Origin of the sequence: Colidextribacter sp. OB.20 (assembly GCF_009911595.1) — a bacterium.
In the GTDB taxonomy this organism is placed as follows: Bacteria; Bacillota; Clostridia; order Oscillospirales; family Oscillospiraceae; genus Lawsonibacter.
On sequence record NZ_QWKG01000022.1, the window covers coordinates 1 to 12,873 of the forward strand.

At 59.0% G+C, this 12,873-nt stretch carries 11 protein-coding genes and 1 tRNA gene; 5 read left to right on the forward strand and 7 right to left on the reverse strand.

Translation table 11 applies throughout. The features are described from left to right. A partial coding sequence (locus D1641_RS07055) for a hypothetical protein (RefSeq protein ID WP_160664092.1) occupies positions 1-377 on the reverse strand: 377 nt, incomplete at its 3' end. A gap of 229 nt (positions 378-606) precedes the next feature. Here D1641_RS07055 and D1641_RS19130 point away from each other — a divergent pair. Further along, positions 607-1,557 (forward strand): hypothetical protein, encoded by a 951-nt coding sequence (locus D1641_RS19130; protein ID WP_201757279.1) that lies wholly within the window; start codon positions 607-609, stop codon positions 1,555-1,557. Positions 1,558-1,860: 303 nt separating this feature from the next. Here D1641_RS19130 and D1641_RS07065 read toward each other — a convergent pair. After that, positions 1,861-1,934 (reverse strand) — tRNA-Gln (locus D1641_RS07065). Between the two features lie 178 nt (positions 1,935-2,112). On the opposite strand from D1641_RS07065, the gene proC reads away from it, so the two are divergent. Next, on the forward strand, positions 2,113-2,916 hold the full coding sequence (proC, locus tag D1641_RS07070; protein ID WP_160664095.1) for a pyrroline-5-carboxylate reductase: 804 nt from the start codon (positions 2,113-2,115) through the stop codon (positions 2,914-2,916). Positions 2,917-2,961: 45 nt separating this feature from the next. Here the strand turns inward: proC and D1641_RS07075 are convergent, their stop codons facing one another. The 3 genes from D1641_RS07075 to D1641_RS07085 all read right to left on the reverse strand — a co-directional run bounded on the left by D1641_RS07075 (position 2,962) and on the right by D1641_RS07085 (position 7,319). Further along, entirely contained in the window at positions 2,962-3,888 is a 927-nt protein-coding gene (locus D1641_RS07075) for a LysR family transcriptional regulator (RefSeq protein ID WP_160664097.1), read from the reverse strand. A 124-nt stretch (positions 3,889-4,012) separates the two neighbouring features. Beyond that, on the reverse strand, positions 4,013-6,397 hold the full coding sequence (gene hypD, locus D1641_RS07080) for a trans-4-hydroxy-L-proline dehydratase (RefSeq protein WP_160664099.1): 2,385 nt from the start codon (positions 6,395-6,397) through the stop codon (positions 4,013-4,015). A gap of 4 nt (positions 6,398-6,401) precedes the next feature. Next, complete coding sequence (locus D1641_RS07085; protein ID WP_160664101.1) at positions 6,402-7,319, reverse strand: trans-4-hydroxy-L-proline dehydratase activase; 918 nt, start codon at positions 7,317-7,319, stop codon at positions 6,402-6,404. A 211-nt stretch (positions 7,320-7,530) separates the two neighbouring features. Here D1641_RS07085 and D1641_RS07090 point away from each other — a divergent pair, with 211 nt between their 5' ends. Then, positions 7,531-8,121: a TetR/AcrR family transcriptional regulator gene (locus D1641_RS07090; RefSeq protein WP_160664103.1), complete on the forward strand. Its 591-nt coding sequence runs from the start codon at positions 7,531-7,533 to the stop codon at positions 8,119-8,121. A 132-nt stretch (positions 8,122-8,253) separates the two neighbouring features. Here the strand turns inward: D1641_RS07090 and D1641_RS07095 are convergent, their stop codons facing one another. Continuing rightward, positions 8,254-9,738 (reverse strand): alanine/glycine:cation symporter family protein, encoded by a 1,485-nt coding sequence (locus tag D1641_RS07095; protein WP_160664105.1) that lies wholly within the window; start codon positions 9,736-9,738, stop codon positions 8,254-8,256. Positions 9,739-10,094: 356 nt separating this feature from the next. Between D1641_RS07095 and D1641_RS07100 the strand changes: the two genes are divergently transcribed. Further along, positions 10,095-10,526, forward strand: coding sequence for an Rrf2 family transcriptional regulator (locus tag D1641_RS07100; RefSeq protein ID WP_160664108.1), 432 nt, complete (start codon positions 10,095-10,097; stop codon positions 10,524-10,526). Positions 10,527-10,694: 168 nt separating this feature from the next. On the opposite strand, the gene D1641_RS07105 is transcribed toward D1641_RS07100, so the two are convergent. After that, positions 10,695-11,612: a LysR family transcriptional regulator gene (locus D1641_RS07105; protein WP_243149304.1), complete on the reverse strand. Its 918-nt coding sequence runs from the start codon at positions 11,610-11,612 to the stop codon at positions 10,695-10,697. 300 nt (positions 11,613-11,912) lie between these two features. Between D1641_RS07105 and glsA the strand changes: the two genes are divergently transcribed. After that, the gene (gene glsA, locus D1641_RS07110; RefSeq protein ID WP_160664110.1) at positions 11,913-12,833 is read left to right on the forward strand and encodes a glutaminase A; all 921 of its coding nucleotides are present in this window, start codon (positions 11,913-11,915) and stop codon (positions 12,831-12,833) included. The last annotated feature ends 40 nt before the right edge of the window (positions 12,834-12,873 follow it).

The following is a 12,873-nucleotide window of genomic DNA, read 5'->3' on the forward strand; positions in this document are numbered from 1 at the left end:
GCTCCGGCGGGGCCGGCAGGACCGCCGGCAGGGCCGGCAGGGCCCTGGGGGCCGGTGGGGCCTGTAGGGCCGGTGGGCCCCTGCATGGGAGAGGCGTCCAGTGCGCCCTGCATCTTCCCCTTCAGGAAAATCTGGTTCTGCACGGCGGTCTCCAGCAGACCGCGGACGCTCTCGTTGGCGTTCAGCACGTCCTTCACCGTGGCGGCGGGACCGCTGAGGCCGGGCAGGGTTCCAAGAATATACTGCATCTTCTCGCCCTCGGCGTTGAGGATATGGCTCAGGCCGAGTTCCTCCATAGCGATGGAGGAAAGAATTTGATTAACCGCATCTTCCCGCTGAATCGGCGGGTCTACATTGGGAAAACTGGGCAGAGACATTCAGGAATCTCCTTTCAAATTAAGAAGTGCGCTACGAAAATACGTTGGAACGACGGCGGGAGAGCAGGCGCTCCAGCGCCGCGCCCGAGATACTCTATGCGTCTGCCCGCCGGCAGGTTCCAGCTGGAACCAAACCGCCTCCGCTGTCATAGGGTAGGGCGGCGGCATGGTTTCCCTGCCGCACATCTCAGTCCTGGCTCTGCCAGGACGCGCTGTGGAGTTTTTGAATATGTCTATGCCTTCCTTTCCATCCGGCGGGGCGGACATGACTCGGGATGAAGCTCTGACCATGATCGTTGCGTCTATCGCTATGGAAGAGCTCGCCCTGAGCCATATCCTCAACGCCGAGGGCGAGAAATTACAATATGTCCTTGGAACCCTGCCCGGCACAAGCTCTCAGGATGTGCTGAAAGTCAACAAAAGCGTTACCGCCCTTGTGGAGGTGGTAACCCAGAACCAGATGCTTCTGAAAAACAAGCTGGACCATGTGCTGGAGCTATTACCCTCCCCCACGCCGGAGGAGGATCCGGATTCAGAATTTATCGAAATCCCCGGCTCGACCTCTGATCCTACCCCGACACCAACGCCGACGCCAACACCGACGCCTACCCCAACTCCGACTCCCAACCCCGGCCATACCCCCTATCCCCCGCAGGGCTGGTGGCAGTACCCCGGCAGACCTCCCTACCCGCCCCAATACCCAGGGACCTATCCCAGGCCTGCTCCGCCGTCATATCAGGTGAGCTCCTGTCAGAAGAGCGCTCTCCAGTTGGCAGGTCAGCGGGAGAGGATACAGTGGAATCCGGAATGCCGCCTGCCCTGGAGACTGCGCGGGTGCTCCGGGCATGGGATCTGCTGGGACGGACGTGTCCCCGCCCGGATTCAGCTGAGTCCTGGGAGGACATATGTGGTCCAATACACATTGAATGTCTGCGCGATGTGTCCGGCAGAGGGGGCAGGAGCGATTTGCCTCAGACAGACCCCCTGCGGCGCGTTTGCTGACGCGCCTCCCCTGCGTTTTTCTATGGAGCGCCTGTCACACGGCCCCCAGGTGCTGCACCACATTGCCATGCTGCATCCCCGTATAAATGGGGGGTGCGCGCCCGAGTTGTCTCTGGTGCTGGATGCCCAAGCACCTCTGTGCGTGGAACGGGCCGTGATGGATATTGTGGAGCTTTAGATAAGGAAACACTGAATAAATCCCTGCACGCATTTTTACACCATAAATTCCACCAGGACTGCGTCAGAAGACCTTGAAAGCCCTAAGAAAACAGACAAGGAGCGGCACTCCATAAGGAAGTGCCGCCCCTCGGGCTGATTATCTTTGCCGCGCAGGGCCGCGCGTCGTCGTTGCGGTCTGCCGCCAGAAGAACAATCTGAAATCAAAACTGAACCCTGCCATTTCAAGATTTTCAGGTATAAAAAGACCCTGCCAAATCTGTCAGTTTCATACGTACTGTTCAGATTAGGCAGGGCCATTCACTGGCAGCCGGAGAAGGATTCGAACCCTCACAAACAGAGTCAGAGTCTGTCGTGCTACCCTTACACAATCCGGCTGTTTCTGATGTTCCGGACGGAACGATAGCTATTATAGCAAATACTGAGAAAATGTCAAGGGGTATTTTGAATCTTCTTGCATTTTTTTTCGGAGTCTGCTATAATAGCGAACCATACGGAGACAGAGCATTGCCATGAGCGGCTGAAATAAGGGAAGAATTGTAGGAGGACTGCGGTTATGGATAAAAAATTGGGGGTAATTGGCTTCGGAAACATGGCCACCGGTATTCTGAACGCCATCATAAAATCAGAAATACTCACCCTGGACGAGATCGCCATATGCGAGATCGACCCCAAGGCCCGGAAACGGGCGGAGCAGGCCGGTTTTTTAGTGGCCGAGAGCATGGGGCAGCTGTGTCGGGGCAGTGATATGGTCCTGCTGGCGGTGAAGCCCAACATGGTGGCCTCCGTACTGAAGGAGGCCGGTCCCGCTCTGGAGCGCAAGGCGCTGATGTCCATTGCCGCCGGGGTCTCCAGCCAGAAGCTGAAAGAATTTTGCGGCACTTATTTTCTGCGGGTGCTGCGCATCATGCCCAACTACCCCGCAGTGATGGGGGTGGGCACCATGGTGCTGAGCAGCAATACAGACTTCACCCCGGAGGAGCGGGCAAAGGCGGAGAGCCTGATGGGGGCTGTGGGCCATGTGGAGTGGATCGAGGAGCGGCACATGGACGCGGTCACTGGTCTGAGCGGCAGCGGCCCGGCCTATGTGGCCATGTTTATCGAGGCCCTGGCCGACGGCGGCGTGATGGAGGGGCTTTCCCGGCCTCAGGCCATGAACCTGGCCATGCAGACTGTGATGGGAACGGCCAAGCTGCTTCAGGAGGAGGGCGGCCTCCACCCCGGCGAGCTGAAGGACCGGGTTTGTTCCCCCGGCGGGACCGCCATCGAGGGGGTCAAGGCCCTGGAGCTGGGCCAGTTCCGGCACACTGTGATGAACGCGGTGATTGCTGCCAGTGAAAAGAGCAAGCGCCTGATTTAAAGCCAGAAGCGCCCGGGGCCAGACGGCCCCGGGCGCGCTGTGCTTCTAAATCCCGTCGCTGTGGGTGGAGTACTCCAAGGTGCAGGTTGGGGGCGTGGTTCCCTCAATCTGGTCCACAGCGTCCCGAAGATATTGGAGGAAGCGACGGGCGGCGGGGGAGGCGTCCTTCATGCTGGGGATGAGGATGCCCAGGCTGCGGTAGATGGGGGGCGTGATGGGGAGGAGGATGTTGTCCCCCTGATACCCCCGCAGGACCAGCTCGGGCAGGATGGCGATTCCCAGGTCCTGGCCCACGAGGGCCATCATGGTAAACTCATTCCGCGCGGAAAAGACCTGCTTGGGGTGGATGCCCATAGGGCTCAGGCAGTGGTAGAGGTCCTGGTCCGTGTGGTAGGGCAGGACGCACACCGTCTCCTCCAGACGGTGCAGCTGAAAGGCCAGCTCCTTGGCAAAGGAGGAGGTGGGGGCGCACACCGCCATGTAGTGGTCGGTTTTCAGGGGAATCCACTCCATCTTGCTGGTTCGGCTGGGCCCGGTGATGCCAAAGTCAATGGAGCCCTCCTCCAGGCCGGCCTCGATTTCATCCGTCCGCCACTCCCGGATGTCCACGGTGATGTTGGGGAAGTCCTTGTGGAAGTGCCTGAGGGCGGCGGGCAGCCAGTGGATGGCAATGCTCTCGTAGGCGCCGATGGAGATATGGCCCTCCAGCACACCGCAGATGGCGGAGGTCTCCTCGATAAAGAGCTCGTGGGCCATGACAATCCGCCGGGCGAAGGGGAGGATGCGCTCCCCGTTGGGGGTCAGCACCAGCCCCTTGCGGGTGCGGGCGAACAGAGAAAACCCCACCTCCTTCTCCAGCCGCTTGATAATGTGGCTGGCGCCGGATTCGGTGTAGCCGATCCGCTTGGCGGCTTGGGTGATGTTTTTCTCCTCTACGGCGGTAAGAAATAGCTGTAGATCTTTGATATTCATGCTCTGCTCCTCGTATTACCTCCGATCCGCGGGGGCCGGAGAACAGGGTGATTGGGAAAGGGCGGAGAGCACTTGGAGGTGCTCTCCGCCGCTTGCATCACTGTTTGCCGCAGGCGGGAGAAGATCAGCCGCAGCAACCGAAGTCCTGCTCGGTACGGTCGATAATCTCGTCCTGAAGGGGCTTATCCAGGTTGCGGAAGTAGTCGCTGTAGCCGGCCACGCGGACGATGATGTCCCGGTGCTCCTCGGGCTTGTTCTGAGCCTCGATAAGGGTCTCCCGGTGGACAACATTGAACTGCACGTGGTGGCCGTCCATGTTGAAGTAGGAGCGGATGAAGTTGGCCAGGTTGTCAATGCCCTCCTCGCCAGCCAGAACGTCGGGGGTAAACTTCTGGTTCAGCAGAGTGCCGCCGGTGCGCAGATGGTCCATCTTGGCGCAGGACTTGATGACGGCGGTGGGGCCATTGACGTCGGCGCCCTTCTCGGGGGAGATGCCCTCGGACACGGGCTTGTGGGCCAGACGGCCGTTGGGGCTGGCGATCATCACGTCGCCGAAGTAGACGTGGCAGGTGGTGGGCAGCATATCCACCCGGTACATGCCGCCGCGCATGTTGCGCCGGGCGCACACGTCGTCCAGGAAGTAGTTGAAGACCTTCTTCATCAGGCCGTCGGCGTAGTCGTCGTCGTTGCCGTACTTGGGGGTCTTGTTCTTCACCAGGTTGTAGATGCGCTCATAGCCCTGGAAGTCGGACTTCATGGCGTTGAGCAGCTCCTCCATGGTGAAGTTCTGCTTGTCATAGACGTTATACTTCACGGCGGACAGGCTGTCGGCGATGGTGCCGGTGCCCACGCCCTGGATAACGCTGGTGTTGTACCGGGCGCCGCCGGCGTTGTAGTCCTCGCCCCGGGAGATGCAGTCGTTGGTGAGGATGGACAGGAAGGGCACGGGCATGTACTTGGCGTACAGGGACTCGATCACATTGGAGCCCCGGACCTTGATGTCCAGGAAGTGGTGGATCTGCTTGGTGTAGGCGTCCCACAGCTCGTCAAAGGTCTTGAACTGGGTGACATCGCCCGTCTTGGGGCCCAGCTGCTTGCCGGTCATGGGGTCCACGCCGTTGAACAGGGTGAGCTCAAAGACCTTGGGCAGGTTGAAGTAGCCCTGGAGGATATAGGCCTCGTTGCCGAAGGCGCCGGTCTCCACGCAGCCGGAGCAGCCGCCCTTCCGGGCGTCCTCCAGGCTCTTGCCGGCGTTCATCAGCTCCTGAATAATGGCCTCGGTGTTGTAGAAGGCGGGCTGGCCCCAGCCCTCACGGGCGATCTCGCAGGCCCGCTTCAGGAACTTCTGGGGGTTCTTCTTGCTGATCTGCACGTTGGAGTTGGGCTGAACCAGCTTCATCTCGTCCATGCAGTCCAGGATGATGTAGGACACGTCATTCACGCCGTCCTCGCCGTCGGGGGTGACGCCGCCGGTGTTGATGTTGGCGAAATCGGTGTAGGTGCCGCTCTCCTTCAGGGTGACGCCCACCTTGGGAGGCGCGGGCTGGTTGTAGAACTTGACCCACAGGCACTCCATTAGCTCAAGAGCCTGATCCCGGTTGAGGATGCCGTCCTCCACGTCCTTCTGATAGAAGGGGTTCAGGTGCTGGTCGAAGTGGCCGGGGGAGTAGGCGTCCCAGGGGTTGAGCTCGGTGGTGACGGCCAGGTGGGTGAACCAGTAGTGCTGGATGGCCTGATAGAAGGTCTGGGGCTTGTGGGCGGGCACCACGTCGCAGTTGGCGGCGATCTGGAGCAGTTCCTTCCTGCGCTGCTCGTCAGAGCAGGTCTCGGCCATCTCACGGGCCAGCTTGGCATACCGCTCGCCCAGGATCATGATGGCGTCGCAGCAGATGCTCATGGCGTTGAGCTGGTTGCGGCGGTCGATGGCCTTGGGGTCGTTCATGTAGTCCAGGTTGGCCAGGGCCTCCTTGATGTCGTTCTGATAGTCCAGATAACCCTTCTCAAAGATCTTCACGGAGCCAACAGTGTGGCCGGGGCCACGCTGCTCCATGAACTCGGTGAACATGCCGGCGGCATAGGCCTCTTTCCACTCGTCGGTCATGCTGTCCAGGATCTTCTTGCGCATGGTGCGGTCCTGCCAGAAGGGGATAATCTTCTCCTGCTGGATCTTGATGTCCTCTTCCGTGACGGTGAAGTTGACCACCTTGCGGTCGTTCATGTTGTGCATATCCTCGACGGTGTGGCAGCACAGCTCGGGGAAGCTGGGGGCGGCCTGAGGGTGGTCGCCCTTCTCGCCCACGATCAGCTCGCCGTCGCCGATGTACAGCTTCTTGTTGGAGAAGATGTGCTTCAGGGTCAGGGCGCGCAGCTCGGGGATGGACACCTTGCCCTCATACATCTCGTAGGCCTCTGTCTCCAGGACAGCCCGCTCGATGTAAAGACGGGGCTGGGTCTCCACGCTCAGCTTTCTGAGTTTTTTGATACGATCGTTCATACCGAGATCAGCCATGATATTATCCTCCTATTTTAATATTTGGAAAACCATTTTGCTTAAAGGTCTCAACGACCTGTTGCAGCCATTCTTCCTTGGGGACGGCCATGTTCTTGCCGTCGTACTCCCGGCCCAGCTTCTTGTATTTGCTGGAGCCCGTGTTGTGGTATTTCAGCAGGTTGACCTGCCAGACACGAATCTCGTTGTCCTTCAGAAAGCGGATTACCTGCCCGATATGCTCGTCGGTGGTATTGACCCCGTCGATGAGGGGGAGGCGGATGTTGATTTTGCCGCCGTCGGCGCTGAGCTGCTTCAGATTCTCCAGAATCAGCTGGTTATCCACTCCGATGTACTCCTTGTGCTGCTCCGGGTCCATCAGCTTCAGGTCGTAGAGGTAGACGTCGGTGTAGGGCAGGACCCGCTTCAGGTGCTCGTAGGGGGCGTAGCCGCAGGTATCGATATTGACCAGAATGCCCTTCTCATGCAGCCGCCGGGCTAGCTCCTCCACATAGTCTATGTCCTGGGCCATCACCTCGCCCCCGGAGAGGGTGACCCCGCCGCCGGACTGCTCATAGAACATGATGTCCTTCTCCAGCTGCTTGACCAGGTCCTTGATCTCATACTCCTCGCCCACCAGCTCCCGGGCGTTCTGCATGCAGTACTCGGTGCAGACGCCGCAGGCGGTACATTTGTCGTAGTCGGTATGGGCCTTGTGCTCATCGTCCAGAGAGATGGCCTTCTGGGGGCAGGCCTTGACGCAGGCCCCGCAGCCGGTGCAGCGCTCGACGTAACAGAGCAGGTCGTTGGGATAGCACTGGCTCTCCGGATTGTGGCACCAGCGGCAGCTGAGGGGACAGCCCTTGAAAAACACTGTGCTCCGGATGCCCTCGCCGTCGTGAATGGAAAACTTCTGGATGTTGAAAATCAGAGGCTTACCCATGTCTCTCCGCTCCTTTTTGTCTTGGCAGGCTGGATTAGACCGTGTTTTAGAATGCGTTCTAGTTTTTTCTATATTATAGCGCATACTCACCTAAAAAGCAAGAGCAAATCCATAAGATTTTTAGGATTTTTTCCAATCTCATATTTATGCTTTACGGGGATGGAAATTCATGTTATAGTAAAACGACACTGATAGGGAATAAGGAGATATCATGACCAAACGACAGACGACAAAGAGTAAAATCATCGAGGCGGCCTGGGGGCTGTTTCGGGAGAAGGGCTATGACGAGACCACAATCGAGGACATCATCGCCCAGTCGGGGACCAGCAAGGGGACCTTTTATCACTATTTCAACGGGAAGGACGCCCTGCTGGGCTCGTTGTCGGACATTTTTGACTCTTACTATGAGGAGCTGGTGGAGCGGCTGGTCCCGGAGATGAACAGCGTGGACAAGCTGATTTTCCTCAGCTGCGAGGCCCACAAGATGATTGGAGAGCGCATTCAGCCCGACCTGCTGGCCTCTCTCTACTCCTCCCAGGTGGTGACCCGGGGGGACAAGCACCTGCTCAATCAGAACCGCTTTTACCACCAGCTGGTCCACCAGCTGGCCGACGAGGGGCTGCGCCGGGGGGAGATTTGCCCGGACATGTCTGTCCTTGACGCGGCCCACTATTTCTCTATGTGCGAGCGGGCCATTGTCTACGACTACTGCATCAGCGGGGCCTCCTTCGACCTGGGGGCCTATACCGAGAAGCTGATTCCCGTTCTGCTGGAGGGGCTGCGGGCCCGTCCGGCGGGGTAGAAGGGCAAACAGAATCATTGACCGCTCCGCTGCAGGCGGGGTGGTCAATTTGTTAAAACTCCCCCTGGAGCAGGCCGCTCTCGCGACGGCCCGCCCCAGGGGGAGAAATTCGTGTCACTATGGACAGATTATTTATTTGTCCTCAGCGATGCGCTTTTTGTTGATCTCCTTCCACAGGGCCACGTCAACACCCTTCCAGGAGAGCTTGTCGGGGTTGTAGTAGGGGTCCTTGCCGGCCTTCATCTGCTCACGGTAGTCCTTGTACAGAGCGAAGGCCTTGGGGGACAGGGCCAGAACCACAACCATGTTGATCCAGGTGATGGAGCCCAGAGCCAGGTCGGCCAAACCCCAGGCCAGATCGGGGGCGGCGACGCCGTAGTAGCAGATCAGGGCGATCATGGCGATGCGGAGAACCCAGGTAGCGGTCTTGCGGATGCCTTCCTTGCCCTCGCCCTCGAAGACGTAGATCATGGCGGTCTCGGCCTCGTAGTAGTAGCTAATCAGGCAGGTGAAGGAGAACAGAGCCAGCATGATGGCGATGAAGGTGGGAGCGATGGCACCCATCACGGAACTGGCGGCCATCTGCACATAGAACACGCCGCCCTCTTCGCCGGCCAGCTGCTCAGCGAAGCGCTGGCTGGTGTAGCCGAACTTGGTGTTGTAGGCGTCGGTGAGGAGGATCATCAGGCCGGAAGCGGTGCAGACGATGACGGTGTCCAGCCAAACGCCGGCGGCGTTGGCCATGCCCTGCTTCACGGGGTGGCTGGTCTCAGCGGCGGCTGCGGGGGGCATGGACTCGCCCATGCCGGAGGCGGAGGAGAAGGTGCCGCGCTTGACACCCTGCTGGATGGCGATGCCGATGCCGCCGCCGATGAGGGACTTGGGCCCGAATGCGGACTGAACCACGATGCTGATCATGTGGGGAACCTCACCGATATTGATAATCAGGACGGCCACGGCGGCCAGCAGGTAGATGATCACCATGGGAGGAACGATGAAGGAGGCCACAGTGCCGATGCGCTTCACGCCGCCGATAATGACCACGGCCATGATGGCGGCAATCACAATGGCGGTGGCGATCATGGGAATACCAAGAGACTTCTGGAAGCCGTCAGCGATGGTATTGGTGGCGGCGGCGGGCATAAAGCAGCCGATGCCGATGAAGCTGACGAAGGCCAGGAAAATGGCGTAGGGCTTCCAGCCCAGGCCGCGCTCTGCGCAGTAGGGGCCGCCGCCGCGGTACTCGCCGTCAATCTTGGTCTTATACAGAGAGGACAGCACGCACTCCACAAAACACACGGCGGAGTTGGTCATGCCGGCCAGGATCATCCAGAAGATGGCGCCGGGGCCGCCAGTGTAGATGGCGACGGCCACGCCGGCCACGTTGCCGGTGCCCACGCGCATGGCCATGGTGGTGCAGAAGGACGCGAAGGTGGAGATGCCGGATTCGGAGTCGCCCTTGTCCAGGATGCGCTTCCACATATCGCCGAAGTGGGCGAACTGGAAGAAGCCCAAGCGAATGGTGAAGTACAGGCCGCTGCCCACGATCAGGATCAGCATACCCACGCCCCAGATAGGACCGTTCAGCATACCGACAAAGTTGTTAAGAGCTTCCATAAAACTTTCTCCCTTTCTTTTTTGTATTGGTGCCGCGGAACACCATACAGGCGTTTCTCACATTTTTTATGTACACTCCAGCAAAATGAACAATCAAAAAATATGAGAAACCAGAACCTTGTGGCAATTATAGCTAATTGTTACGAAAATGTAAAGGTAAACATTGTACTATACCTTATTCTATTTTTTCATGTATAGGCCAAAAATTTCCTCAGTGAGAGACTGGCGGGGAAAAGGGCCGCACGCCCCAGAGCTTTGTGGTTTTAGAAGGGGAGAGGCAGGAAAATTTTTGGTTGCTTTACCACTAACCATGTAGTATGCTGGGTTTATGAAAAGACGGAGAAGGAGTGTGCTTTATGCTGATTTCCACAAAGGGACGCTACGCCCTGCGGGTCATGGCCGACCTGGCGGAGCACCAGGCGGAGGGGTTTATCCCGCTGAAGGAGATCGCGGAGCGGCAGAATATTTCGGAGAAATATCTGGAGAGCATTGTCAAGCTGCTGGTGAAGGCCAGACTGCTGGGCAGCCTGCGGGGCAAGGGGGGCGGCTATAAGCTGGTCAAGCCGGCGGAGCAGTACAGCGTCGGCTCCATCCTGCGGCTGACGGAGGCCACCCTGGCGCCGGTGTCCTGTCTGGAGCAGGGGGCAGAGGCCTGCCCAAGGGCGGCGGAGTGCTGCACCCTCGCCATGTGGAACGGGCTGAATCAGGTGATCAACGACTATCTGGACAATATTACCGTCGCGGACCTGGCGCGCCCGGGGGCGGCCGGGAGCGGCCAGATCATTTAGAGCGAGGTGCGGAATTATTGACAGCGGCCTGTAGGGGCGGACATTGTCCGCCCGCTCTACCGATACACACCGCATGATCGAGGGGCGCACATTGTGCGCCCCTGCATGATGCAGCAAGGGACAGAACCGGCGCCGGAGGACCCGCGAGCCTCCGGCACCGGTTTTTCTTCAGGACAGCCGCTGCTTCAAATCGCCGAGAAACTCCAGGGTAATCCGGTTGAGCTGGATGCCGGTGGGGAGGACGTAGCCAAATTCCAGAAGCCCCTCGCAGTCCTCAATGGGGATGGAGACCACCTGGTAGGAGGCTTGCTGCATGGTGAAATCCTGAATGCCGATGGAGTAGAAGTCGGTTTTGGACAGCAGGTGGAGCAGGGAGGCCCGGGTGACAATGTACACAATGCGGGGGTTGGCGCTGAGGTTGAAATGGGACCCCTGAGAGAACAGCTCATAGGTGAAATCCTCGAACTGGCCCTCGTAGCGGACAAATCCATAGCCCGACAGAGCCTCCAGTGTTACCGGCCTTTCCCCCAGCAGGAGGGGGTGATGCTTGGAGATGAGGATGTGGGGCGTCATCCGGGCCAGGGGGTGGTACTCCAGCTGGTGCTGGTGAAACAGGGACAGGATGTTCTCCCGCTGGCTCTGGCTGAAGTGGAGAACGCCGATGTCCGCCCGGTGGTTGTATACGTCCTCCATCACGTCGATGGGGTCCCCCTCCTGGAGGCGGTGGGCATAGGCGGGCAGCTCCTTGTGCTGGAGCACCGTCTGGATAAAGCTCTCCATGATATGGGAGTATTTTGTCATGGAGACCGACAGGGAGACGTCTTGCAGGACGCTGGCCTCCGGCCGGTGGAACATGCCGGCCATCTCGGCCAGCACACGCTGGGCCCGGCGCTGAAATTCGATGCCCTCCGGAGTCAGGGTGACGCCGTGATTGGAGCGGGTGAACAGGGGTGCGCCGGCGCTCTGCTCCAGGTCCCGGATAATTTTGCCAAGGTGGGGCTGGGAGATGAACAGGGCCTGGGCCGCACGGTTGATGGAGCCCATCTGGGCGACGGTATTAAAATATTCCAAGTGCTTTAAGTCCAAAACAAACGGCCTCCCTCGCTGTATTTCCTTTAGGCTATTGTATCACAAATGGCCCCTGTTGTGCACATTAAATAAATGTTTCGTTAAAACTATTATGAATATCGGTTAGTTCAATCAGAAACTATTCAAAAGTTGAGTTCTGTGCTATAATATCACCAAACCGGACATTTGAGGCGGGGGCTTTTATGTGCAAAATACCTGCTCCAAGTGCCGAAACGGCAGACAGGATCGGCGCGCCGGTCTGAGACGGCTTTTGCAGGGCAAAAGCCGTCCGAACTCAAGGGAAAGGGTGTGTTCAGTATGGATGAAGCTTTTCTGAAACAAGCGCTGGAGTTTGGGCAGCCCTATACGGAGCGGGGGGAGGTGGCCAGCTACATCCCGGAGCTGAGCAAGGCGGACGGCAGAGAGCTGGGCATCTGCGTCCGGCCCATCGGCGGAGAGACGGTGCGCTGCGGAGTCTGGAACCGCCGGTTTACCATCCAGAGCATCTCCAAGGTGGTCAATCTGGCCATGGCTCTGGAGCGCTTCGGCTTCGACGCAGTTTTCCACAAAACCAAGATGGAGCCCTCCGGCGCCTCGTTCAACTCCATGTCCCGCATCTCGGATACAGAGGATATCCCCTTCAACCCTCTGGTCAATTCCGGGGCCATCGCTATCGTGGAGCTGCTGGGTCCTGTGGGGCTGGAGGGGATGCTGTCGGCCTTCCGGGGCCTGTGCAGCGACCCGGATATCACCATGGATGAGGCGGTATTCCAGTCCGAGTGGACTCACAGTGCCCGCAACCGTTCCCTGGCCTATCTGCTCCAGAGCAAGGGGCTGATCGGGGAGAATGTGGATGAGACCCTGCGGCTGTATACTCAGCTGTGTTCGCTGAGCGTAACGGCCGGCAGCCTGGCTAACCTGGGTATGCTGCTGGCAAACGGCGGCGTACAGCCGGAAACCGGGCGCAGACTTTTAAAGGAGGAGGTGGTGCGCACAACCTTGACCATGATGCTGACCTGCGGTATGTACGACGGCAGCGGCGAGTTCGCCGTGCGGGTGGGCCTTCCCAGCAAGAGCGGCGTGGGAGGGGGCATCCTGTCGGTCGTCCCAGGTGAGATGGGCATCGGCGTATACGGGCCCAGCCTGGACAGCAAGGGCAACAGCGTGGCGGGGCAGCGGGTGCTGGAGTATATCTCCCGCACAGAGAAGCTGCATATCCTGGATCGGTACACGCGATGACCGATCCCCGCGTTCCAAAATTTTATGAAAGAGAGAGGGA

Excerpts from the sequence above, each read along its gene's own strand:
- hypD (WP_160664099.1), bottom strand. The coding sequence starts at position 6,397 with ATGGCTGATCTCGGTATGAACGATCGTATCAAAAAACTCAGAAAGCTG.
- D1641_RS07095 (WP_160664105.1), bottom strand. The coding sequence starts at position 9,738 with ATGGAAGCTCTTAACAACTTTGTCGGTATGCTGAACGGTCCTATCTGG.
- D1641_RS19130 (WP_201757279.1), top strand. The coding sequence starts at position 607 with ATGTCTATGCCTTCCTTTCCATCCGGCGGGGCGGACATGACTCGGGAT.
- proC (WP_160664095.1), top strand. The coding sequence starts at position 2,113 with ATGGATAAAAAATTGGGGGTAATTGGCTTCGGAAACATGGCCACCGGT.
- D1641_RS07085 (WP_160664101.1), bottom strand. The coding sequence starts at position 7,319 with ATGGGTAAGCCTCTGATTTTCAACATCCAGAAGTTTTCCATTCACGAC.
- D1641_RS07090 (WP_160664103.1), top strand. The coding sequence starts at position 7,531 with ATGACCAAACGACAGACGACAAAGAGTAAAATCATCGAGGCGGCCTGG.
- glsA (WP_160664110.1), top strand. The coding sequence starts at position 11,913 with ATGGATGAAGCTTTTCTGAAACAAGCGCTGGAGTTTGGGCAGCCCTAT.
- D1641_RS07100 (WP_160664108.1), top strand. The coding sequence starts at position 10,095 with ATGCTGATTTCCACAAAGGGACGCTACGCCCTGCGGGTCATGGCCGAC.
- D1641_RS07075 (WP_160664097.1), bottom strand. The coding sequence starts at position 3,888 with ATGAATATCAAAGATCTACAGCTATTTCTTACCGCCGTAGAGGAGAAA.